The sequence below is a fragment of the Vreelandella massiliensis genome (assembly GCF_900155385.1).
GTDB classification, from domain to species: domain Bacteria; phylum Pseudomonadota; class Gammaproteobacteria; order Pseudomonadales; family Halomonadaceae; genus Vreelandella; species Vreelandella massiliensis.
Map to the genome: position 1 here is coordinate 96928 of NZ_LT699744.1, position 21328 is coordinate 118255.

General features: G+C 60.6%; 20 protein-coding genes. 16 read left to right on the plus strand and 4 right to left on the minus strand.

All coding sequences use genetic code 11. The features are described from left to right. Window positions 1-112 precede the first annotated feature (112 nt). From BQ9846_RS00445 to BQ9846_RS00465, 6 genes are all read left to right on the plus strand, one after another. Window positions 113-997 (plus strand): NAD-dependent protein deacetylase, encoded by an 885-nt coding sequence (locus BQ9846_RS00445; RefSeq protein WP_075878668.1) that lies wholly within the window; start codon window positions 113-115, stop codon window positions 995-997. Between the two features lie 74 nt (window positions 998-1071). Continuing rightward, window positions 1072-1635 carry a protein adenylyltransferase SelO family protein gene (locus BQ9846_RS17315; protein ID WP_479694213.1) on the plus strand — a complete coding sequence of 188 codons (564 nt, stop codon included), beginning with the start codon at window positions 1072-1074 and terminating at the stop codon, window positions 1633-1635. After that, a complete protein-coding gene (locus BQ9846_RS00450; RefSeq protein ID WP_479694214.1) occupies window positions 1553-2518 on the plus strand; it encodes a protein adenylyltransferase SelO family protein in 966 nt (321 codons plus the stop codon). The genes BQ9846_RS17315 and BQ9846_RS00450 overlap by 83 nt, the downstream gene beginning before the upstream one ends. Window positions 2519-2530: 12 nt before the next feature. After that, window positions 2531-3598 (plus strand): DNA polymerase IV, encoded by a 1068-nt coding sequence (dinB, locus tag BQ9846_RS00455; RefSeq protein ID WP_075878669.1) that lies wholly within the window; start codon window positions 2531-2533, stop codon window positions 3596-3598. Between the two features lie 184 nt (window positions 3599-3782). After that, window positions 3783-4586 (plus strand): alpha/beta fold hydrolase, encoded by an 804-nt coding sequence (locus BQ9846_RS00460; RefSeq protein ID WP_075879435.1) that lies wholly within the window; start codon window positions 3783-3785, stop codon window positions 4584-4586. Between the two features lie 9 nt (window positions 4587-4595). Further along, the gene (locus tag BQ9846_RS00465; RefSeq protein WP_075878670.1) at window positions 4596-4850 is read left to right on the plus strand and encodes a YkoF family thiamine/hydroxymethylpyrimidine-binding protein; all 255 of its coding nucleotides are present in this window, start codon (window positions 4596-4598) and stop codon (window positions 4848-4850) included. An 85-nt stretch (window positions 4851-4935) separates the two neighbouring features. Here BQ9846_RS00465 and gabT read toward each other — a convergent pair whose 3' ends face one another. Both gabT and BQ9846_RS00475 read right to left on the minus strand, forming a co-directional pair. Next, on the minus strand, window positions 4936-6207 hold the full coding sequence (gabT, locus tag BQ9846_RS00470; protein ID WP_075878671.1) for a 4-aminobutyrate--2-oxoglutarate transaminase: 1272 nt from the start codon (window positions 6205-6207) through the stop codon (window positions 4936-4938). A 90-nt stretch (window positions 6208-6297) separates the two neighbouring features. Then, window positions 6298-7236 (minus strand): GGDEF domain-containing protein, encoded by a 939-nt coding sequence (locus tag BQ9846_RS00475; RefSeq protein WP_075878672.1) that lies wholly within the window; start codon window positions 7234-7236, stop codon window positions 6298-6300. Window positions 7237-7337: 101 nt separating this feature from the next. On the opposite strand from BQ9846_RS00475, the gene lhgO reads away from it, so the two are divergent. Continuing rightward, entirely contained in the window at window positions 7338-8546 is a 1209-nt protein-coding gene (gene lhgO, locus BQ9846_RS00480; protein ID WP_075878673.1) for an L-2-hydroxyglutarate oxidase, read from the plus strand. 13 nt (window positions 8547-8559) lie between these two features. Here the strand turns inward: lhgO and BQ9846_RS00485 are convergent, their stop codons facing one another. Further along, window positions 8560-9306: a sulfite exporter TauE/SafE family protein gene (locus tag BQ9846_RS00485; RefSeq protein WP_075878674.1), complete on the minus strand. Its 747-nt coding sequence runs from the start codon at window positions 9304-9306 to the stop codon at window positions 8560-8562. A gap of 218 nt (window positions 9307-9524) precedes the next feature. Between BQ9846_RS00485 and BQ9846_RS00490 the strand changes: the two genes are divergently transcribed. From BQ9846_RS00490 to BQ9846_RS00500, 3 genes are read left to right on the plus strand one after another with little or no spacing between them, the layout of a single operon-like run. After that, window positions 9525-10484, plus strand: coding sequence for a TAXI family TRAP transporter solute-binding subunit (locus tag BQ9846_RS00490; RefSeq protein WP_075879436.1), 960 nt, complete (start codon window positions 9525-9527; stop codon window positions 10482-10484). After that, a complete protein-coding gene (locus BQ9846_RS00495; protein ID WP_075878675.1) occupies window positions 10485-11006 on the plus strand; it encodes a DUF1850 domain-containing protein in 522 nt (173 codons plus the stop codon). Then, entirely contained in the window at window positions 10993-13017 is a 2025-nt protein-coding gene (locus BQ9846_RS00500; protein ID WP_075878676.1) for a TRAP transporter permease, read from the plus strand. The genes BQ9846_RS00495 and BQ9846_RS00500 overlap by 14 nt, the downstream gene beginning before the upstream one ends. On the opposite strand, the gene BQ9846_RS00505 is transcribed toward BQ9846_RS00500, so the two are convergent. Next, window positions 13014-15545: a penicillin-binding protein 1A gene (locus BQ9846_RS00505; protein ID WP_075878677.1), complete on the minus strand. Its 2532-nt coding sequence runs from the start codon at window positions 15543-15545 to the stop codon at window positions 13014-13016. The two genes, BQ9846_RS00500 and BQ9846_RS00505, sit on opposite strands and share 4 nt — an antisense overlap. 237 nt (window positions 15546-15782) lie before the next feature. Between BQ9846_RS00505 and pilM the strand changes: the two genes are divergently transcribed. The 6 genes from pilM (at window position 15783) to aroK (ending at window position 21328) form a co-directional block, all read left to right on the plus strand. Further along, complete coding sequence (gene pilM, locus BQ9846_RS00510; protein WP_075878678.1) at window positions 15783-16844, plus strand: type IV pilus assembly protein PilM; 1062 nt, start codon at window positions 15783-15785, stop codon at window positions 16842-16844. Further along, window positions 16841-17461 (plus strand): PilN domain-containing protein, encoded by a 621-nt coding sequence (locus BQ9846_RS00515; RefSeq protein WP_075878679.1) that lies wholly within the window; start codon window positions 16841-16843, stop codon window positions 17459-17461. The genes pilM and BQ9846_RS00515 overlap by 4 nt, the downstream gene beginning before the upstream one ends. After that, window positions 17451-18098 carry a type IV pilus inner membrane component PilO gene (locus BQ9846_RS00520; protein WP_075878680.1) on the plus strand — a complete coding sequence of 216 codons (648 nt, stop codon included), beginning with the start codon at window positions 17451-17453 and terminating at the stop codon, window positions 18096-18098. The genes BQ9846_RS00515 and BQ9846_RS00520 overlap by 11 nt, the downstream gene beginning before the upstream one ends. After that, complete coding sequence (locus BQ9846_RS00525; protein WP_075878681.1) at window positions 18095-18646, plus strand: pilus assembly protein PilP; 552 nt, start codon at window positions 18095-18097, stop codon at window positions 18644-18646. The genes BQ9846_RS00520 and BQ9846_RS00525 overlap by 4 nt, the downstream gene beginning before the upstream one ends. Before the next feature lie 112 nt (window positions 18647-18758). Further along, window positions 18759-20756 carry a type IV pilus secretin PilQ gene (locus BQ9846_RS00530; RefSeq protein ID WP_075879437.1) on the plus strand — a complete coding sequence of 666 codons (1998 nt, stop codon included), beginning with the start codon at window positions 18759-18761 and terminating at the stop codon, window positions 20754-20756. Then, on the plus strand, window positions 20756-21328 hold the full coding sequence (aroK, locus tag BQ9846_RS00535; protein ID WP_075878682.1) for a shikimate kinase AroK: 573 nt from the start codon (window positions 20756-20758) through the stop codon (window positions 21326-21328). Before BQ9846_RS00530 ends, aroK begins: the two co-directional genes overlap by 1 nt.

The window sequence follows — 21328 nt, forward strand, 5'->3', positions numbered from 1 at the left end:
AGACCGTATCTAAGAGCGTACTTGAGTTCGTATTCAAGACAGTATCGTTGAGATGTATAAAGCTTGCCTAGGGGCGAGCCTTCCACGCGCATAAAACAGTGGGAAAACATTGATGCAGGTAGGGAAAGTTGTCGATACGCCAGAGTCCACCGACGTTGAGCAGGCGGGCGATGCACTGGCGGCGTATATCGCCCGCCACCCGAAGCTCTGGGTGCTGACCGGCGCCGGGGTCAGCACCGATAGCGGCATTCCCGACTATCGCGATGCCGATGGCCAGTGGAAGCGCTCGCCGCCGGTGCAACACGGTGATTTCATGGCCTCGGAAGCGGTACGCAAGCGCTACTGGGCGCGGGCGTTGGTGGGTTTTAAAGCCCTCAGCGACGCGCAGGTGAGCGGCGCGCACAAGGCGCTTGCCGCGCTTGAAACCATGGGCCATGTGGAACTTCTGGTCACCCAGAACGTCGACCGGCTGCACCAGCGCGCGGGTTCAAAGCGGGTGATTGACCTGCACGGCCGGGCAGATTTGGTCAAATGCATGGGCTGCGGCTACCAGCTCATGCGTCACGCCATGCACGCCGAAATGGCGCGGCTCAATCCCGTCTTCGCGGCCTTGGATGCCGAGCACGCGCCGGATGGTGACGCCGATCTGGAAGCCGACTTCAGCGCCTTTCAGGTAATGGACTGCCCGCGCTGCGGTGGCATCTTAAAGCCGGACGTCGTCTATTACGGCGACGTGGTGCCGCCCGAGCGTCGCCGCGCCGCCGAGGAAGGGCTTTCCCGCGCGCAAGGCGTGCTCTGCGTGGGCACCTCATTAATGGTCTTTTCCGGCTACCGTTTCTGCCGTGCCGCCCACGATGCCGGGTTACCGCTGGCGTCGCTATCGCTTGGCGTCACCCGCGCTGATGCGATTTTAACCCACCGGTGGCGCGCGCCACTCACGCCGGTGCTAGAGCACGCGGTTAACGTGCTCGCGGCTCAGCGGGGGGAGGTGTCTTAGGGTGGCCGCTAAAACCTGATTAAAATAGTCGGGTATTTTGCTATCCTACTCGCACAGCCAACGAGGAGGTCATCGTGCTCACCTTTGACACATCGTACACACGCTTGCCCGAGATGCTTTGGTCCGCCTGCCAGCCCACCGCGGTCAAGGCGCCCGAGTTGATAGCGTTTAACACCGATCTTGCCGCGAGCCTGGGTGCCCAAGAGCCGCCGGATGACGCAACGCTCGCCGCCTGGTTTAGCGGCAACCAGCTGCCGCCGGGGGCGGAGCCGGTGGCGCTGGCTTACGCCGGGCATCAATTTGGGCACTTTGTCCCCCAGCTTGGCGATGGTCGCGCCGTGCTGCTCGGCGAAGTGGTCGACCCGCAAGGGCGTCGCCGCGATGTACAGCTAAAAGGCAGCGGTCGTACCCCCTACTCGCGTGGGGGGGATGGCCGCGCGCCGCTTGGGCCGGTACTGCGCGAATACCTGGTCAGCGAGGCGATGGCGGCCATGGGCGTGCCCACCACGCGTGCGCTGGCGGCGGTGACCGCGCCAGCTCGCAGAGCCGGGGGCTGTGCTCACTCGCGTGGCGGCGAGCCACATCCGCGTGGGCTCCTTCCAGTTTGCCGCCGTGCATCAGGATCACGCCGCGCTTAAGGCGCTGGCGGATTACGTGATCGAGCGCCACTACCCCGAACTCAAGGGGCTGGATTCACCCTATCTGGCGCTGTTTGAGGCGGTACTAAAGCGCCAGGCGCAGCTGGTGGCCAAGTGGATGAGCGTGGGCTTTATTCACGGCGTGATGAACACCGACAACATGAGTATCGCCGGGGAAACCATCGACTATGGCCCCTGCGCGTTCATGGAAGCCTTCGACCCCCAGAAAGTCTACAGCTCCATCGACGAAGGGCGCCGCTACGCCTTCTCTAATCAGCCGGTCATCGCTCAGTGGAACCTCGCCCGTTTTGTCGAGTGCCTACTGCCGCTGCTTGAAGGCGACCAAGACGCCCGCATCGAGCAGGCCACCGCCGTGCTGCGCCGCTTTAATGACACTTTTGACCCTGAGTGGGCGCGCATCAGCGCCGATAAGCTCGGGCTTGCCGAAGGCAGCGATCAGGCCGAGCCGATGATGGCCGCCCTACAAGCGCAGATGCAGCAAGGGCGCATGGACATGACCGCGACGTTCGACGCGCTAACCCGCTACGCCAGTGAGCCGAGTGGGGAAAGCCGCGACGCGCTGCTGGCGCTGACACAAAAGCCCGAGGCGCTTGCGCCGTGGCTCGACGAGTGGCAGGGCGTACAGGTTGCCGGACAAAATGCAACGCGCCGGCAGGCGATGCGCCAGGCCAACCCGGTAGTGATTCCGCGCAACCACCGGGTGGCAGAGGTGATTCAAGCAGCACTTGATGGCGACTTTGCTCCCTTCCATGCTCTGCTGGCCGTGGTCACGCGCCCGTTCGACGATACGCCCGAGGCGCGGGAGTGGGCGCTACCGGCAAGCGAGCAGGAGCAGGTGCTGCGCACCTTCTGCGGCACTTGATACACCACACCGATGAAAGGGCGTGACTGTTTGCCGCGTAAAATCATCCACTGCGACTGTGACTGCTTTTTTGCCGCCGTCGAGATGCGCGATAACCCTGCTCTCAGGGATATTCCCATTGCCATCGGCGGCAGCGTCGAACAGCGCGGTGTGGTGGCCACCTGCAATTATCCCGCCCGAAAGTACGGCATTCATTCGGCCATGCCCATGGCGCAGGCGCTCAAGCGCTGCCCGCACCTTACCTTGGTGCGCGGTAACATGGCGACCTATAAAGCCGTCGCGCGGCAGGTGTTTGCCATCTATCGCGATGTGACCGAGCTGATAGAGCCGCTCTCGCTGGATGAGGCGTTTTTGGATGTCTCCGCGGTGACGCTCTATCAAGGCAGCGCCACGCGCATGGCCGAGGCGATTCGCGCCCGGGTGCAGCAGGAAGTGGGAATTACCGTCTCGGCGGGCGTGGCGCCCAACAAATTTCTGGCCAAAATCGCTAGTGATTGGCACAAACCCGACGGCCTCTGCGTGATCACCCCGGCCGAGGTGGAGACGTTTGTGACCACGCTGCCGGTGACCAAGATTCATGGCGTGGGGCCGCGCACCGCCGAGAAGCTGCATGCACTGGGGATTCACACCTGTGCCGATGTGCGTAAGCGTCCGCTGACCGAGCTGGTCGAGCAGTTTGGCCGCTTTGGAAAGCGCCTACATGAGCTCAGTTATGGCCACGATGAGCGCCCGGTGAAAACCCAGCGCGAGCGCAAATCGGTGAGCACCGAGCAGACCTACCCGCAGGATCTACCCACGCTTGACGCCTGCCGCGACGCACTGCCCGAGCTGATCGCTGACTTGGAGCGCCGCTACGCACGACTGGACCCCGCGCCCGCGGTACGCGGCGTGATGGTCAAAGTAAAGTTCAACGACTTCACCCAAACCACCGTGGAGCATGCCGACCCGGCGCCCGATACGGCGCAGTTTGAGGCACTGCTCAAGGTCGGCTGGCAGCGCGGCAAGCGCCCGGTGCGTCTTATCGGCGTGGGTTACCGGTTGGCACAAGCGCCGCCGGAAACCCAGCTGTCGCTTTTTTAATCACTTTTTACATACCTGCCCTTCGACAGGCTCAGGGCGAACGGTACTGTAAAAAGCCAATCCGCTCATCCTGAGCTTGTCGAAGGACGATATTCGCCACCATTGACGCTTGGAGCGCGTCGCGTTAAAACGAGTGTATGAAAATGATGCAATCACAATGCCCTATAACGATAAGAGCCTGCCCATGATCAGAGCTTCGTCGCGCCCGCGGCTGGTGTTTGCCCACGCCAACGGCTTTCCCGGCCTGAGTTACAAGAGCCTGTTGGCCCCCTTAAGCGATCAGTTTGACCTGCACCCCATCGACCGGCTGGGGCACCACCCGGACTACCCGGTGAACGCCAACTGGGCCAATCTGGTCGAGGAGGTGCTGGCGGCGCTACCGGAAAGCGAAGCGCCGGTATTTGGTGTGGGTCACTCGCTGGGGGGTACGCTGATGGCGATGGCGGCGGCAAAGCGCCCTGAGCGCTTTGCGGGGGTGGTCATGCTCGCCCCGCCGCTCATGCTCGGCGTGGATGCATGGGCCATGAAAGCGGCCAAGCGCTTTGGCTTTATTGATCGCATTACGCCGGCGGGGAAAAACCAAGGGCGGCGCACGGGGTGGCCCAGCCGCGAGGCGATGGCGATGTACCTGCGCCGTCGCGGGCTATTTCGCCGTTTTACGCCGGAGGCCCTCAACGACTATATTGAAGCGGGCACCCGTGAACTGGACGATGGCCGCGCTGAGCTGACGTTCGACCCGGGCATCGAAGTGGACATTTTTCGTCATCTGCCAGACCATCTCACGCGCCTACCCAAGCGGCTCCGGGTGCCGGTCAGCGTGGTCGCGGGAAAGGATTCGGACTTGCTCACGCCAAAGCGGATCCAGCGCCTAAAACGCAATGGGTTGCGCGTCGAAACGGTGCCGGGCACGCATATGTTCCCCATGGAACACCCGGAGGAGACGCGGGCGGCAATACGCGCTGCCTGGCGGCAGATGACGCCATCATAAGGAGGCACTATGTATCTCTCCGTACAGCTTAGCTACTACCCCCTCGCCGATGATTTCAAACCGCCGATCAAAGAGGTGGTGACCAAACTCCAAGCCTCGGGGCTAGAGGTGTACCCTAACCGCATGAGCACGCAGGTATTCGGTGAGTTCGACGCCGTGATGGGCGCGCTTTCCGAGGTGATGAAGTGGTCGTTTGAGACCTACGGCAAGGCGGTATTCGTGGCCAACTTTCTCCAAGGCGACCGCCGCCCCAAGGACGCATAAACACACAGCACATCAAAACAAAAACGCCGCCCGGGTGGCCGGGCGGCGTTGAAAAAGCGCTAACCGATGGGGTTAGGCCTAGGGGTTAGGTCAGCTCGTCGAGGCAGGCTTCGACGATATCCAAGCCTTCATTGAGCACACTGTCTTCGATGGTCACCGGCATCAAGAAACGGATGGTGTTGCCGTAGAGACCGCAGGAGAGCAGGATGAGCCCCTTCTCGCGGGCCTTACCGCACAGCTTGGCGGCAAGCTCCGGGTCGGGCGTGTGGTGGTCATCTTTGACCAACTCGAACGCGGCCATGGCACCCATGTTGCGCCCGTTATCCACGCAGGTGAACTTGTCTTCCCAGCCGCCGAAGCGTTGGGCGAGCTTCTCACCGAGCGCTTGGCTTTTTTCCAGAATGTTCTCTTCTTCGAACACTTCCATCACGGCCAGGGCCGCGGCGCAGGCGGTGGGGCTGCCGGTGTAGGTGCCGCCCAGCGAGTTACCGCCCGAGGCGTCCATGTGCTTGTCGGTGCCCACGACCGCGGAGATCGGCATGCCGTCGGCCATGGATTTCGCCATGGTGATCAGATCCGGTTCGACACCGCTGTGCTCGATGGCGAACATCTTGCCGGTACGGCCAAAGCCCGACTGCACCTCGTCGATGATCATCAACATGCCGTGCTCGTCGCAGATCTCGCGGATTTTCTCCAAGAAGCTTTTCGAGGCGGGGTAGAAGCCACCTTCGCCGAGCACCGGCTCAAGAATGATCGCCGCGGTGTCCTTGGGGTTGGCGTCGGTCTTGAGCGCCATTTTGAGGCCACGAATGGCTTCGTCTTCGCTGACGCCGTGATACGGCACCGGATAGGGCGCGCGGAAGACGTTGCCCGGCATGGGGCCAAAATCGGTGGCGTAGGGCGCGACTTTACCGTTCATCGCCATGGTGAAGAGCGTGCGGCCGTGATAGCCGCCGTCAAAGCAGATGACGTTGGAGCGACCGGTGGCGGCGCGGGCGACTTTCACCGCGTTTTCCAGCGCTTCGGCGCCGGAGTTGGCCAGCATGACCTTGGCATGCCCGCGCACCGGCGTAATCTGGCTGAGCTTTTCGGCTACTTTTACGTAGCCTTCATAAGGCATCACCGTTTGACAGGTGTGCATCACTTTATCCAGCTGCGCTTTCACCGCCGCGACCACCTTGGGGTGGCGATGGCCGATATTGAGCACGCCGATGCCGCCGGCGAAGTCGATAAAGCGGTTGCCGTCGGCGTCCCACACTTCGGCGTTTTCCGCGCGATCAGCGAAGGCCGTGGCGGGGCTTGCCGCACCCGCGGCGACGTATTTTTGTTTAAGTTCGTTAAGCTCTGCGTTACTCATTGTGACTCCTTCAATGGGTGACGTATGAGTGAGGGGCGTTGAGCAAATAACGCCCGAGTATGACATGCCTTAAGCATAGCGCGTAAAACGCTAAGATACCTCCTCGGCCATCATAGCGCGGTTACGTCCGGCCTGCTTGGCCGCGTACATGGCCTTGTCGGCGCGATCCAAAAGCTGCGTGGAGGAGCTTTCCCGGTAGCTTGCGACACCAGCGGAGAGCGTAACAGGCAGCGCGTGTTCCGTCATGGACGTTTCGGCGACGCACTGGCGTAGGCGCTCGGCGGCCTGGTAGGCCGAGGCGGCGCTGACTTCGGGCATGATGATTAAAAACTCCTCACCGCCTAACCGCACGAGAAAATCCGGCGAGCGAATCTCTTTCGCCATCAGCTGGGTCATCTCTTGGAGCACCTCATCGCCGACGCTATGACCGTAGGTGTCGTTGATATGTTTGAACTTGTCCAAATCGTACATCATCACGCTCAACTCATTGCCGTAGCGTTTGCAGCGCTCTAGCTCCTGCTCCAAGCGCTGCAGTCCGGCGCGACGGTTAAAAATGCCGGTGAGCTGATCGTGGTGGGCCAGATAATCCAAGCGCTCGTTGGCTTGTTTTAACTGCTCTTCAAGGCGTTTGCGGCTGGTGATATCCACCACGTAGGTGACTTTACGCGGCGCGCCGTCATCGCCGTGAACGCGGGCGGCTTCGGCGATGATGGTGCGCGTTTCGCCGTTTTTACACCGCACTTCCCACTCTTGGCGGAGCTCAATGTCATCGCCGGCAATAAACGTATCGTGCATTTGGCTAAGCTGGTCGCGATAGGCTTTGGGGACAACCAGGGTGAAGTGCTGGCCGATAAGCTCCTCTTTTTCATAGCCGTAAAACGCGCAGTAGGCGGGATTGACCATCTCAAAGTTGCCGTTGGCATCGGTAATGCAGATGCCGATCGGGGCGGCATTGATCACATTTGCCGTGTCGCGCGGCGACAGGGCGATCAGGTGCTGAAACGGATCAGCGGTGCGGCGCTCGGCCATCTGGCTCTCCTGTTTTGTAAGCCACGTCTAGGCTGATGCCGACGGGCAATCAATGATACAACATAGAGCGCTTATCGCGGCCGTTTCAACAGGAGGTGGGTATGTGGGATGTGGTGATCGTTGGCGGAGGCATCTTAGGCATGTCCACCGCCATGCAGCTTAAGCAGGCCTACCCGGATAAACGCATGGTCGTGGTGGAGAAAGAGCGCGGCCCTGCCCAGCATCAAAGCGGGCACAATAGCGGCGTGATTCACGCGGGCGTCTACTACGCGCCGGACAGTCTGAAAGCGCGCTTCTGCTTGGAGGGTAATCGCGCCACCAAAGCGTTCTGCGACCAGCACGGCGTGGCGTACAACACCTGCGGGAAACTCTTGGTCGCGACCAACGCGGTGGAAGAAAAACGCATGCAAGCGCTTTGGGAGCGCATCACTCAAAACGGCCTTGAGCGGGAGTGGCTCACTGCCGAGGCGCTGGCCGAGCGAGAACCCCATATCACCGGGGTGGCGGGGATTTTTGTGCCCTCAAGCGGCATCGTTGACTACGCCGAGGTGACTCGCGCCATGGCCGCCGAGTTTGAGCGTCTAGGGGGCGAAGTGCGCTACGGTCACTGTGTCACGGCCCTGGACGAGCGCCGCGATGAGGTGGTCGTCACCACCGAGACAGACGAAGGCGAGGCGTCATTCAGCGGGCGCTATCTGGTGACGTGCTCGGGGCTAATGGCGGATCGCGTGATTCGGCTTTTAGGGCAGGACCCCGGCTTCACCATCTGTCCGTTTCGCGGCGAGTATTACGTGCTCCCCGAAACGCATAACGCCATCGTAAACCATTTGATCTACCCCATACCCGACCCGGCGATGCCGTTTCTGGGCGTGCATTTGACGCGCATGATCGATGGCAGCGTCACTGTCGGCCCCAACGCGGTGCTCGCGTTCAAACGCGAGGGGTATCGCAAACGCGATGTGTCGCTTAGCGATATGCGCGAGATGCTGGCCCATCCGGGCATACGCCGGGTGCTGGCCAAGCACGCCAAGGCGGGGCTTTTTGAAATGAAAAACTCGCTTTTCAAACGCGCTTATCTCGCCCAGGTGCAGAAGTACTGCCCAAGCCTTGCGCTGGACGATTTGAAGCCCTACCCGGCGGGCGTGCGCGCTCAGGCGGTGTCCCACGAGGGTAAATTGGTGGATGACTTTCTGTTTGTGAACACCCGTCGCACGGTCAATGTGGGTAACGCACCGTCGCCCGCGGCCACTTCGGCGCTGCCGATCGGCGCGCATATCGTCAAAGAGGTAAAAACGCTGATCGATGCCTAGCTCTTGGCGCCGGCTAACCCAACAGCAAGCGCAGCAAAATCGCCGCGATCACGGCCAGGGTGAGGTACTTAATCCAGAGCGCGCCGCGCGGGCTCATGTTGACCTTCACTGCCAGCCACGCCCCGGTCATGCTGCCCAGCGCGAGCAGCAAACCGTAGTGCCAGCGCACCTGGTCAAACCACACAAACAGCACCAGCGCCGGTACGCTGTAAACCAGGACAATTAGCACCTTGAAGACGTTGACCTGGACAAGGTCGATTTTAAGCAAACGGTAGAGCACGACGATAAACAGAATGCCCACGCCGACTTGGATAAAACCGCCGTAAAGGCCGATGCCGAACATGGCGAGATAAATCAGCGGCGTCAGGCGCTCAGGCGTCAACGGCCGCGTATCCCGCTTAGGCTGAGGCAGCAGCATCATCACGGCAGAAACGCTCATTACCACGATCAAAATCGCCTCGAACAGCACATCGCTCACCTGAAGCGCCAGCCAAGCCCCGAGCAGGGAGCCCGCCACCGCCGGCAGCGCAAGCCGCAGGCTCAGCCCAATATAAGCCGCCCCCGCGCGCAAGAAGTTGCCTACGGCGGAGACGCTCTGCAGCACAATGGTGACGCGGTTGGTGCCGTTGGCCTCCTGCGGTGGCAAGCCCAAAAGCATCAATAGCGGCAGTGTCATCATCGAGCCGCCGGCGGAGAGCACATTGATAAATCCGGCCGCAACGCCGATGGCGACCAGCGCCGCCGCTTCCCAAATGGGCATAAGCAAGACTCTTGGTGGCAAGAAAGCCAATAAGGGGTGAAAAAACGTGCCCAGTATAGTCGCGTTAGCCGCCGTTGGGACCGTTTGTATTTAACAGGTTGGCGACTAACGCGAAAGGCGTGCTAAGTTCATAACACTGAGCGTTTAAGCGCACAGTAATGATTCACCTCCTTTTTTATAACCACTAACAACTCCCTTTTAAGGGCGGAGGAATGTTTATGCGGACGCTTCCCTACGTTGCGGCGGCTTCTATCCTGGCGGTGGCACTGCCGGCCTCGGCACAGCAAATGTCCATCGCGACCGGCGGCACCGGCGGCACCTACTACCCCATTGGCGGCGGCTTCGCCGAAATGATCAACGAGCACATCGAAGGCGCGCAGGCGACAGCCGAAGTGACCGGTGCCTCGGTGGAGAACATGGGCTTGATCATGCGCGGCGATGCCGATATGGCCCTGGCGTTGGCGGATACGGTTTATCAGGCATATACCGGCACCGGCGATTTTGAAGGCCGCCAAATTGAAGCGACCCGGGCGCTGGCCTCGATGTACCCGAACGCGGTGCAGCTGGTGACCCTGGCAGAGTCGGATATTCACTCGCTGGATGACTTGGAGGGCAAGCGTGTCTCCGTGGGGGCGCCGGGTAGCGGGACCGAGCTCAATGCGCGGGCGCTGTTGGAAGCCAACGGGATCAGCTACGACGATTTCACGCCGCAGCGTTTGAACTTCAATGAGACCGCTGATGCGATTCGCGACGGCGATATCGATGCCGGTTTCTGGAGCGTCGGCCCGCCCACTAGCTCGATCATGAACCTGGCGACCACCCGCGATATTCGCCTCATCGGGCTTTCCGATGAAGAGATTGCCAACGCGCGGGAAGAGGTCGCGGTCTTTGCCCGCTACTCGCTAAGCGAAAACCTCTACGAAGGCATGGACGAAGCCGTGCCCACGATCGGTGTTCCCAATGTCCTCGTCGTCAATGCGGCCATGGATGAAGCGCTCGCCTACCAGCTTACCGAGCTGCTGTTTGAGCACACCGACGAACTCATTGCGGTGCATCCGGCCGCTAATGACACCACCGTCGAATTCACCATGGAGTCCACGCCGGTACCGCTGCACCCGGGCGCCATCCGCTACTTTGAGGAAGCGGGCGTTGAGGTGCCAGACCGCCTGCGCCCCTAAATGGCGCGTATTAACCCATCTAGACGACTCCCGGCGCTTGCGCTGGGAGTGTTGGCCTGTCTGGCTGCCACGCTATCACTGCTCCCCCATCCGGCGCTGGCGGACCGGCTGGTGGTGACCCGAGCGCAGGGCGAACCGCTTTGGCACACCGCCATGCCGGAAGGCGAGCGCTGGTGCGTTGAGTGGAACCACTCGGTTGCGCACTTCACCGTGCGCGACTGCTATCGCAATGCCGCTGGGCGCATGCAGCTTGAACGCAGCCATCAACCCGATTTCGCCGCAGGGCTTGGGCATACGCCGGGGCGCGGTAAGCAGGTCTCCGATGGCCAGGGTGGCTACTGGATCGAGCAGATCAATGAGCCCGTACCGGATAACCGTTACCCGCTACGCGTGGGGGCCACGACGGTGAACCATCGCTTGGTGTGGCAGCAAAACGACGCGATGCAAACGTACAGCTTAAGCCGCCACGCCGCGGGCGAGCGGGTATGGATTCAACTGGTGAATACGGATGAAAAACGCTGAACACTCCACCGTCATAATGCCCGGTGGCAATATCCAACAGCCTCGCCCGGTGCTTTGGTGTATCACCTTGGTGGCGGTGGGGCTGTCGCTGTTTCAACTCTACTCCGCCGGTATTCAGCCGCTGGGGCTTTTTTATCAGCGCAGCATTCACCTGGCGCTGATCATGATGCTTGCCTTTTTAATGTTCCCGGCGTTTGGGCCAACGCGCGGCCGAGGGGTTCTGTGCTGGGCGATTGATGCCCTCTTTTTTGCCGGGGCGGTGATCACCGGCGGCTATTTAGTGCTCTTTCTGGATGAGATCATCGGTCGCGCCGGCTTCTGGAGCCAGACCGATATCGTGGTGGCGTGCATTGCCACGGTCACGGTGCTGGAAGCGAGCCGCCGCGCCGTGGGCATGAGCATGACCATCATCGGCGTGATCGCGATTGCCTACGCCATGGCGGGGCCGCGCGGGGATTTGGCCTGGCTGGGGGAGTGGCTTCCGGGTATTTTGGCGCACCGCGGCTATAGCCTGGACCGTATCGCCGGCCAGCTCTATCTGGGACAAGAGGGGATTTTTGGTCTGCCACTGGGGGTGGCGGCCACCTATATCTTTATTTTTGTGCTCTTCGGCGCCTTTCTGGAAAGCACTGGCGCGGGCAAGTTTTTTATCGATCTCGCCTATGCGGCCACCGGGCGCCAGCGTGGCGGCCCGGCGAAAGCGGCGGTTTTGGCCTCGGCCGGCATGGGCTCGATTTCCGGCAGCGCGATTGCCAATGTGGTGACCACCGGTGCCTTTACGATTCCGCTCATGAAGCGCTTGGGTTACAAGGGTAAGCAGGCCGGCGGTATTGAGGCTGCGTCCTCCACCGGCGGGCAGATCATGCCGCCGCTGATGGGCGCGGGGGCGTTTTTGATCGCCGAGTACACCAACACCCCTTACCTGGATATTGTCAAAGTCAGCATCTTTCCCGCGGTGATGTATTTCGCCACGGTGTATCTGTTCGTGCATATCATCGCGCTAAAGCAGGGCATGCAGGGTATGGCGAGAAGCGAGTTGCCAAGGCTTGGCGATGTCATGCGTGAGGGGTGGCACTTTTTGCTGCCGCTGGCGGTGTTGGTATGGCTGCTGGCGATGAGTATGTCACCGATGCGGGTAGGGTACTACGCCGTGGTGACCATGGTGCTCGTGGCCGTGCTGCGCTATACGCTGTGGTTTCTTTTCGTCGCCCCGCGCCAGGGGCAGCCAGTGACGCTCAGCCGGATAATGGAGGTGAGCGCGCGCGGCCTGCGCAAGTTGATCGAAGGGCTGGAGCTGGGCGCGCGCAATGCCGTGGCGGTCTCGATGGCGTGTGCCGTGGCGGGGATTATCGTGGGCGTGGTGGGGCTTACCGGCTTGGGGCTTAAATTCTCCTCCATGATGCTGGCATTCTCCGGCGGCAACCTCGTGCTCGCGCTTATTTTGGTGCTCTTGGCCAGCTTGGTGCTGGGCATGGGGCTCCCGGTGACGGCAAGCTATATCGTGCTGATTGTGCTGGTCGGCCCCGCCTTGACCCAGGAGTTTGGCATTCCGCTGTTGATCGCTCACCTTGTGGTGTTTTGGTACTCGCAGGACTCTAACGTCACGCCGCCGGTGGCGCTCGCCGGCTTCGCGGGGGCGGCGATCGCCGGCAGCAAACCCATGGAGACCAGCTTTCAAGCGTGGAAGTTTGCCAAGGGGCTCTACCTGATTCCGCTGTTCATGGTCTTCAACCCAGAAATTATTATCGGCGGACCGGTGGGCGTGGTGCTCTGGAACGGGGCGATTGCGCTGCTCGCGCTGGGGGCGTTTGCCGCCGCCCTTGAGGGGTATCTCTTTACCACCATGCGCTGGCCGTCGCGCCTAGCGATTGGTGCGGCGATTGTTGGCGTGTTTTACCCCAATGCCATGACCGAACTCGCCGGGGTGGCGGTGATGGTCATCGCCATTGTGGCCAATGGCGTGGCCGCGAAGCGTCAAGCGCACTCGGCCACGCAAGCCTCAGCGCCTTAGAAGATCGATTCGGCCGCCCCTGAACCTTCCGAGCCACTTGCCTCTTCCAGTTCGCGGCTGATCCGGCGTGATTGGAAGTCGGGCAAGTGCTCGACGTCAAAGAGCTCGCTAATCCCGCCCGGCTGGTCGTCGTGCAAACGGCGGCCGGTGTCGGGATCGACGCGAGCGGCGACCACTCCTTCCGGGCGCTCAGGCCATGCTTCTGGCTCGCCTTCTAGCGCTTTGCCCATAAAGTCAGTCCAGATCGGCAGCGCGGCATTGGCGCCGTATTCGGCGATGGTGTCGTTGCTGTCTTTGCCGACCCAGACGGTCGCGACCAAATCGCTATTGAAACCGGCAAACCAAGCGTCGCGCTGATTGTTGGTGGTGCCGGTTTTGCCCACGATATCCTCGCGATTAAGGCTCAGGGCGGCACGGCCGGTACCACTTTCGATCACGTCGCGCAGCATATCGCGCAGGATATACACCGCTTCGGCGTCGGCGACGCGCGGGGCAATGGGGTGCTCACGGCCGTTGATTTCCACCGTCTCTTGCTGCTCGTCGCACTCGCGGCAGGCAACGGCGGGGGTGGCTTCAAAGATATTGCTCGCCTCTTCGCCGCCCTGCGTGACGCGGTCGATGAACCAAGGGCTGACCTGAAAACCGCCGTTTGCCAGCACGGCGTAGGCGTTGGTCATCTCAAGCGGGGTCAAATCGGCGCTCCCAAGCGCCAGCGAAAGTCCGCGGGGAAGGCGCCCAGGCTCGAAGCCGAAACCTTGCAGGTAGTTAATGGTGTAATCCAGCCCCATGCTGCGCAGTACGCGAATCGTGACCAGGTTGCGCGAACGGGCAAGCGCCGGGCGCAGCCGTATAGGCCCCAAAAAGTCGCGGCTGGAGTTGACCGGGCGCCAGAGCGTATCGCTGCCATCCTCTTGCACCACCGGGGCATCGTTGACGACGCTTGCGGCGTTCATTTCGCCATCCTCTAGCGCGGCGAGATAGATGAACGGCTTGAAGATGGAACCGGACTGACGCTGCGCCTGAACGGCGCGATTAAACTTGCTGGCGTTAAAATCAAAGCCCCCCTGCAGGGCCACAATCGCCCCGGTTTGCGGGTTTTGCACCACCAGCGAGCCCTCGGCATCGGGAAGTTGCGAAAGCCTAAGATCCCCCTCTTCGTCTTCCACCACGCGGACAAGGTCGCCGCGCTCAGCGATTTGGTCGGCCGAGGTGGGGGCCGCGCCGCGACTGCGCGGGCTTAAGTAGGGCTCGGCCCACTCCAAACCTTCCCATTCGATAGTGCGTATGCCGCTGTCGCGGGTGATGACGTGCATTTCGCGGCCGCTGCTTTCGACCACAATGGCGGGCTTAAGCACGCCGTAGCTCGGCGTGCGGCTTAACACTTGCACCCAGTTGCTCACATCGCCATCAAACCCTTCCACTTCGGTTTGGCTGCGCTCGGCGGCCTGGCGGGCGGTTTCGCGAATCTCAGGCGACTCAGCGAGCTCCTCTTCAAGGCCGCGGGTTTCAGTTTGCTCCTGTGCTTCCACCAAACTTGCCGGGATGTCTTGCTGTTCCGGGCCTCGCCAGCCGTGGCGGCGGTCGTAAGCCAGCAAGCCTTCGGCCAAGGCGCGGCGGGCATAGGGCTGTAGCTCGCTATCCAAGGTGGTGTAAATGCGGTAGCCGCCGGTGTAGGCATCGTCGCCGTACTCGTTAATGGCGTATTGACGGGCCATTTCAGCCACATAAGCCGCCTCGACTTCAAGCTGTGTTTCGTGGCGCTGAGCGGTGACCGGCGCTTGCACGGCTTGCTCGTAGGCGTTTTCGTCGATAAAGCCGAGTTCGCGCATGCGAAACAGAATCCAGTTACGCCGAATCAGCGAGCGCTCCGAGTTGGCCAGCGGGTTAAACGCGGAGGGGGCCTTGGGTAAGCCGGCGATCATCGCCGTTTGCGCCAGCGACAGCTCCGCCAGCGGCTTGTCGTAGTACGTCTCTGCCGCCGAGGCGATGCCGTAAGCGCGATTGCCCAGGAAGATTTTATTGACGTAAAGCTCAAAGATTTCCTCTTTGCTGAGCACCTGCTCCATCTGCAGGGCGAGCAGAATCTCGCGAATCTTACGCGTGAAGGTTTGGTCGAGGGTGAGCAAATAGTTTCGCGCCACCTGCATGGTAATGGTCGAGCCGCCGGACTGAATGGTGCCGCCGCTTTGTGCGAGTTCCACCGCGGCGCGAATCAGCCCGCGGGGGTCAACGCCGACGTGATCGAAGTAACTTTGGTCCTCCGCGGCGATCAGCGCGTCAATCATGGGTTGCGGAATGGCGTCGAAATCGACCGGAATCCGGCGCTCTTCACCGAATTCGCCCATCAACTTGCCATCACGGGTGTAAATACGCAGCGGTGTGTGCAGCTCGACGTTTTCCAGTTGGCGCACATCGGGTAAGCCGGGGGCAAAGTAGATGCCCGCGCCGATAACGGCCAGCGCTGTGGCTCCCACCAGGGCTACGAGAAGGGAAAATAGCGATAAAATCAGTGTGCTAAAAAACTTCATGAAAACAGAGTACCCGTGGGAAGCGTGAAGTAAGCCCAAATGGCGATGGCGGCGCGATAATGAAGCAGCGCAAGATAACCGTGGCATAGCGCCCATATAAGGTGAACGGCTGCCATTATAGGAAGCTCACGCGGCGCTCACCAGTGTTGATATGCAGTGAGCCGTTGCGCGTGTGCCTTAGGTTAAAATCATGTAACCTCGATTTACCCGTCATCACAGCCGGAGCCAAACACCCTAATGCGCTTGCTCAAATCCAATAACGGCTTGATTGGCGTCGATATTACCTCGGCGACGGTCAAGCTCTTGGAGCTTAAGCCCACGGCGGATAACTACTGCGTCGAAAGCTATGCCGTGCGCCCGCTACGCGAGGGCGCGGTGATCGAGCGCCGTATCCAAGATATTGACGACGTGGCAAGCGTGTTGAGCCGCGCCGTCGAGCATGCCAAACCCTCGACCCGCAAAGCCGCCGTTGCCGTTCCCGCGAGCGCCGCGATTACCAAGACGCTCAACTTTCCCGCTGGATTGAGCGAAGACGATATCGAAGAGCGCATTATCGCCGAGTCAGACCGCCATATTCCGTTCCCGTTCAACGAAGTGGCGTTTGATTTTCAGCGCCTAGGCCCCTCGCCTTACGATGAAGGGGAGCAGCGGGTGCTGCTGGTGGCTTGCCGCCAGCACGATGTCAGCCAGTTGACCGAAACCCTTGAACGCGCCGGCCTTGAACCCGCGGCCGTGGATGTTGAAACCTTTGCCATGGAGCGCAGTTTTGAGGTGCTAAAACGTCAGCTCAGCGTTGAGTTGGACCCGTCGACCTGTGTGGGGCTGGTCGATTTTGGCGCCAATATGAACGCCTTTCACGTGATGCGCGGCGGACATATCGTTTACAGCCGCGATACGGTGTTTGGCGGACGGCAGTTAACCGATGCGATTCGGGAGCGTTACGACCTCTCGATGGAAGAAGCCGGGTTTGCCAAAAAACGGGGCGGACTGCCCGACGATTACCAGGAAAAAGTGCTAAATCCATTTCTGGAAACCGTGGTACAGCAGGTAGGCCGTTCGCTTCAGCTCTACTACACGGCGGGGCGCCACCACGAGGTGAAAGAGATCGTCCTCGGCGGTGGGTCGAGCGTTATCCCCGGCCTTGCCGAGCGCATCGCAGAAGATAGCGGCATGCGGGTGACCATTGCCAACCCATTTCAAACCATGCAGATTAATAAACGCTTAAACATCGAAGGGCTGACCAACGACGCGCCCGCCATGCTGACCGCTTGCGGTCTGGCCATGAGGGCGGGCCAATGAGTGTCATGATTAACCTGCTGCCTTGGCGCGAAGAGAGGCGTCAGCGCCAGACCCGCCGCTTCCATATACTGCTGGTGGCGATGCTGGTGCTGGGAACGGCGCTGGGGTTTGTGGTCGCGCGATTGTATCAGGCGGAGCTAGAGACGCAGCGCGAGCGAAATCGCTATATCACCGCGCAAATCCAAGAGCTGGAAGCGGATATTAGCGAAGTGCGCGGCTACGAAGAGGACGCGGTTGAGCTCAGCAACCAACTTGAACTCTTCCAAACGCTGCAAAATGAGCGGATCAAAACCGTGCGTGTCTTTAACGAGATTGCCCAAAGCGTGGCCAACGGGGTGATTTACCAGCGTCTGTCCCGTAGCGGTGACACCTTGAGCGCGACGGCAGAAGCGGGCAGTGACCGCCAGGTTTCCGAACAGCTACGCCGTATTGAGCAGATGCCAGGGCTTGGGGTGGCGCAATTTACCGAGCTTGAGAGCGATAGCGACAGCGCCAGACGGGTGTTTCGCTTTGAAGTGAAGCAGCAAAGCGTCGCATCCGACGATGATGGAACCGCCGACGGCGACGCCGACGGCGACGCCGAGGGCAGCGATCAGGAGAGGGATAATGAGGCTTGATCGTGACTGGTGGCTAGACGAGTGGCAGCGCTTGCATGAGGTGGATATTCAGGCGCTGGATATCAAAGAGGCCGGGAGTTGGCCGCTGTTGCTGAAAGCACTCTGCCTGGTGTTGGCGCTGTTGCTCTCACTCGGCGCCATGTACTGGTTTGTGATTAGTGAGCGCCGCGATGGATGGGCGGCCGCGGAGCGGGAAGAAACGCGGTTACTGGAAGAGTACCGCAGTAAAGCCGCGGAGGCCGCGCACCTGCCGAACATGGAAGAGAAGCTAGAAGAGATTAATGCCCAAATGACCCGCTTGCGCGCGATGTTGCCGACAAGCGTTGAGATTCCGTCGCTGCTCGATAGCATTAGCGACGCGGCGGTGGACAATCAGCTCAACATTGAAAATATTCGGCTGCGCTCAACGGTGACGCAAGAGCACTATGTGGAGCATCCTTTCGATATTCAGGTGCGGGGGGAGTACCACCAAATTGCCCAGTTCGTGGCGGACATGGCGGCCCTCTCGCGGATCGTCACCCAGCATGACTTTACCCTAGAGCCGGTAGAGGGGCAGGGCAGTACGCTGCGTCTCTCCATGTTGGCGCGCACCTATAGCGATCTGTCCCGTGTGCAAGCATCGGAGGATGATGCATGACGTGGCGCCAAGCGAAACTCATGGTCCTGTCAGGCGTGGCGTTGATGCTCGCCGGCTGTGCCGACGCCAATATGGCCCAACTCAAACAAAAGCTGGCGGACATCCGTGAGGCGCCGGGCAGTCAGCCCATGATCGAGATTCCCCGTGTGCCCGATTACGAACCGCTACCGTACCGTTATAGCGATGCGCGCAGCCCGTTTTTAGCCCCCGATGCGGTAGTGGAAAACACGTTCACGCAGCCAGGCGACAGCGAGTTGGCGCCCAATCAAGAGCGCTCACCTGAGCCTCTGGAGCGCTACGCGCTGCAAGAGCTGCAGCTTGTGGGGACACTGCAAATGGGCCAGCGCCAGCGCGCGCTGATACGCACGCCGGACGAGGAAGTAGTCAGCGTCGGCGTGGGCAATTACGTGGGATCGAATTACGGGCGGATCAGCCGCATCACGGAGCAGCGCATCGACATCAAAGAGCGCGTCTTTACGCAGCGCCAGGGATGGCAAGTCCGTGACGCCGCGCTGACGCTTGCCGATGGCGAGAACGCCGACGAATAAATAGGGCCGCGGCCAAAAGAGCAAATTAGGAGAGGGTATGGGCGTAACCGTGTTGCGAAAAGCGTTGAATCAAACACTGCTTACCACCCGCCGTTGTTTAGGGTGTGCGGCAATGGCGCTGTTGCCACTGCTGCCCGCCTGGGCATCGGCGACCGTGCTTACCCATATCAATGTTGATGATAACGGCAGTGAGCGGGTTAATATCGACCTGCAGTTTTTTGGCAGTGTGCCCGAGATCAAAAGCTACCGCCTGGACGATCCACCGCGTTTGGCCATTGACCTTCCGAATACCAGTAGCGGGTTAGCCACACGCCGCTTAGACGTTGCAAAGGGAGGGGTCGAGCATATCACCGCGATTGAGGCGGGCGAGCGTACACGGCTGGTCATCAATCTCGCCGAGGCGTACGACTACACCACAGAGCCCGGTGACGGCCGGCTGCGCATCGCCTTTGCTACAGATGCGCAGGCACCTGCATTAGAGCCGGACGCGCTCGCCACCACGGAAGGGCCTCAGATCGAGGAGATCGACTTTCATCGCGGCGAAAAGGGCGCGGGTAGATTAGAGGTGATCTTTGATCGCGACACGATCGACCCGCGCGTAGAAGAGCGCGGTGGCGAGGTGGTGGTGAGCTTACGTGATGTGGCGATTCCAGATTCGCTCAACCAAATCTATGACGTGACGGATTTTGCCACGCCGATTACCCGGGTCGTGCCACGTGCCAGCGCTCGCGGCACCGAGTTAGCCCTGGAGACTCAAGGCGCTTACGCCATGGTCTCCTCGCAGAGTGGGCGCACGCTGACGGTGGAGGTGCAACCGGTCAGCGAGGCGCCGCAAGAGCAGCGTAAAGCCAAGGAAGAGGCGTTCACCGGCGAGCGCTTAAGCCTTAACTTTCAAGATATTGAAGTGCGCTCGGTGCTCTCCACCCTGGCGGATTTTTCCGGTTTCAATATTGTGGCAAGCGACGGCGTGACCGGGCGCGTGACACTGAACCTCAACGATGTGCCTTGGGACCAGGCGTTGGAGTTGATTCTGCAAAGCCAAGGGCTCTCTAGCCGCAAGCGGGGCAATGTGATCGTGGTCGCCCCGGCCGCCGAGCTTGCCGCGCTGGAGCAGCAAGAGCTTGAAGCGCGCCAGCAGCGCGAGACGCTATCGCCCTTGGTCACCGAGTTTGTGGAAGTGAAGTATGCCCGCGCGGAAGATTTAGCCCAACTCTTGCGCGGTGAAGAGGGGTTTGGCCTGCTGACTGACCGCGGCCGGGTAACCACCGATCAGCGCACCAACACGCTTCTGGTGCAGGATACCCGCGAGCAGCTAGAGCAGATTATGAGTACGCTGGATCGGCTTGATGTCGCCGTGCGCCAAGTGCAAATCGAGGCGCGTATTGTCATTGCTCGCGATACGGCCTCCCGGGAGTTGGGGGTTAACTGGGACGCATCCAGCACGCGGGGATTTCAGCAGGCGGAGGACGGTACTTACGCAGCGCGTGATATTAATCCGGCCGGGTTAAACCGTGCACGGGGCGGTCTTGACGTGGATCTGGGTAACTTCGCGGGCAGAACATCGAATTTTAGTTTCGGGTATTTGGCGGGCGATATTCTGCTCGATCTGGAGCTGCGCGCCCTGGAGAGCGAGGGCAAAAGCCAGACCATTTCACAGCCGCGTATCATCACCGCCAACCAGCGCTCTGCGACCATCAGCCAAGGGGAAGAGCGCGCCTACCAGAGTGTTGACGAACAAGGTAACCCGGATACCGAGTTTAAAGAAGCACTGTTGGAGCTGGAGGTGACACCTCAGATTACTCCCGATAACCGCATTATTATGGACTTGGTGATTCGCAACGACAGCTTCCGCGACTCCGAGTTTGGCGGCGAGCCGCCCATCGATACCAATACCATTGAAACCCAGGTGCTGGTGGACAACGGCCAAACTGTGGTGCTGGGCGGCATTTTAACCACCGAAGAGCTACGCCAAATCGCGAAAACACCGCTGCTGGGCGATTTGCCGTTAATTGGTAGACTGTTCCGGTACAATGAAGAGAGTAATGAAAAGGTCGAGTTACTGGTTTTCATTACGCCACGACTCCTTGATGACGCCCTGACGGTTCCCTAATGCAGGATTTACCCAACTTATTTCTGATTGGCCCCATGGGGGCTGGCAAAAGCACCATTGGCCGCCTGTTGGCGGGCGAGCTGTCGCGCCTTTTCTACGATAGCGATCATGCCATTCAAGACCGCTGCGGCGCGGATATCCCCTGGATTTTTGACGTCGAGGGCGAGGCGGGCTTTCGTCAGCGCGAAGTGCAGATGATCGACGAGCTGACCCAATACCCTAATGTCGTGGTGGCCACCGGCGGCGGAGCGGTGCTGCGCGAAGAGAACCGGCGCGCGCTACGTGAGCGCGGCACGGTGATCTACTTGATGACCACGGTGGAGCAGCAGCTTAGGCGCACGGCGAAAGACCGCAACCGGCCGCTTTTACAGTGCGCCGACCGCGAACAAGTGCTTTACGACATGTTCGCCAAGCGCGACCCCCTCTATCGTGCCACGGCCGATATTACCGTACGCACCGACCGTCGCAGCCCGCGCGCCGTGGTTAACGAGATTTTACGTCGCGTCCAGCGGTTGGTGGACCCCTTGCAAACCGCCGGCGCGGTGCGTAAAGCGGGCGCGGCGCAAAAATAA

Bases quoted from the DNA above. Each gene is read 5' to 3' on its own strand.
- BQ9846_RS00445 (WP_075878668.1), top strand. From the start codon at position 113: ATGCAGGTAGGGAAAGTTGTCGATACGCCAGAGTCCACCGACGTTGAG.
- dinB (WP_075878669.1), top strand. From the start codon at position 2,531: ATGAAAGGGCGTGACTGTTTGCCGCGTAAAATCATCCACTGCGACTGT.
- BQ9846_RS00460 (WP_075879435.1), top strand. From the start codon at position 3,783: ATGATCAGAGCTTCGTCGCGCCCGCGGCTGGTGTTTGCCCACGCCAAC.
- BQ9846_RS00465 (WP_075878670.1), top strand. From the start codon at position 4,596: ATGTATCTCTCCGTACAGCTTAGCTACTACCCCCTCGCCGATGATTTC.
- gabT (WP_075878671.1), bottom strand. From the start codon at position 6,207: ATGAGTAACGCAGAGCTTAACGAACTTAAACAAAAATACGTCGCCGCG.
- BQ9846_RS00475 (WP_075878672.1), bottom strand. From the start codon at position 7,236: ATGGCCGAGCGCCGCACCGCTGATCCGTTTCAGCACCTGATCGCCCTG.
- lhgO (WP_075878673.1), top strand. From the start codon at position 7,338: ATGTGGGATGTGGTGATCGTTGGCGGAGGCATCTTAGGCATGTCCACC.
- BQ9846_RS00485 (WP_075878674.1), bottom strand. From the start codon at position 9,306: ATGCCCATTTGGGAAGCGGCGGCGCTGGTCGCCATCGGCGTTGCGGCC.
- BQ9846_RS00490 (WP_075879436.1), top strand. From the start codon at position 9,525: ATGCGGACGCTTCCCTACGTTGCGGCGGCTTCTATCCTGGCGGTGGCA.
- BQ9846_RS00495 (WP_075878675.1), top strand. From the start codon at position 10,485: ATGGCGCGTATTAACCCATCTAGACGACTCCCGGCGCTTGCGCTGGGA.
- BQ9846_RS00500 (WP_075878676.1), top strand. From the start codon at position 10,993: ATGAAAAACGCTGAACACTCCACCGTCATAATGCCCGGTGGCAATATC.
- BQ9846_RS00505 (WP_075878677.1), bottom strand. From the start codon at position 15,545: ATGAAGTTTTTTAGCACACTGATTTTATCGCTATTTTCCCTTCTCGTA.
- pilM (WP_075878678.1), top strand. From the start codon at position 15,783: ATGCGCTTGCTCAAATCCAATAACGGCTTGATTGGCGTCGATATTACC.
- BQ9846_RS00515 (WP_075878679.1), top strand. From the start codon at position 16,841: ATGAGTGTCATGATTAACCTGCTGCCTTGGCGCGAAGAGAGGCGTCAG.
- BQ9846_RS00520 (WP_075878680.1), top strand. From the start codon at position 17,451: ATGAGGCTTGATCGTGACTGGTGGCTAGACGAGTGGCAGCGCTTGCAT.
- BQ9846_RS00525 (WP_075878681.1), top strand. From the start codon at position 18,095: ATGACGTGGCGCCAAGCGAAACTCATGGTCCTGTCAGGCGTGGCGTTG.
- BQ9846_RS00530 (WP_075879437.1), top strand. From the start codon at position 18,759: ATGGCGCTGTTGCCACTGCTGCCCGCCTGGGCATCGGCGACCGTGCTT.
- aroK (WP_075878682.1), top strand. From the start codon at position 20,756: ATGCAGGATTTACCCAACTTATTTCTGATTGGCCCCATGGGGGCTGGC.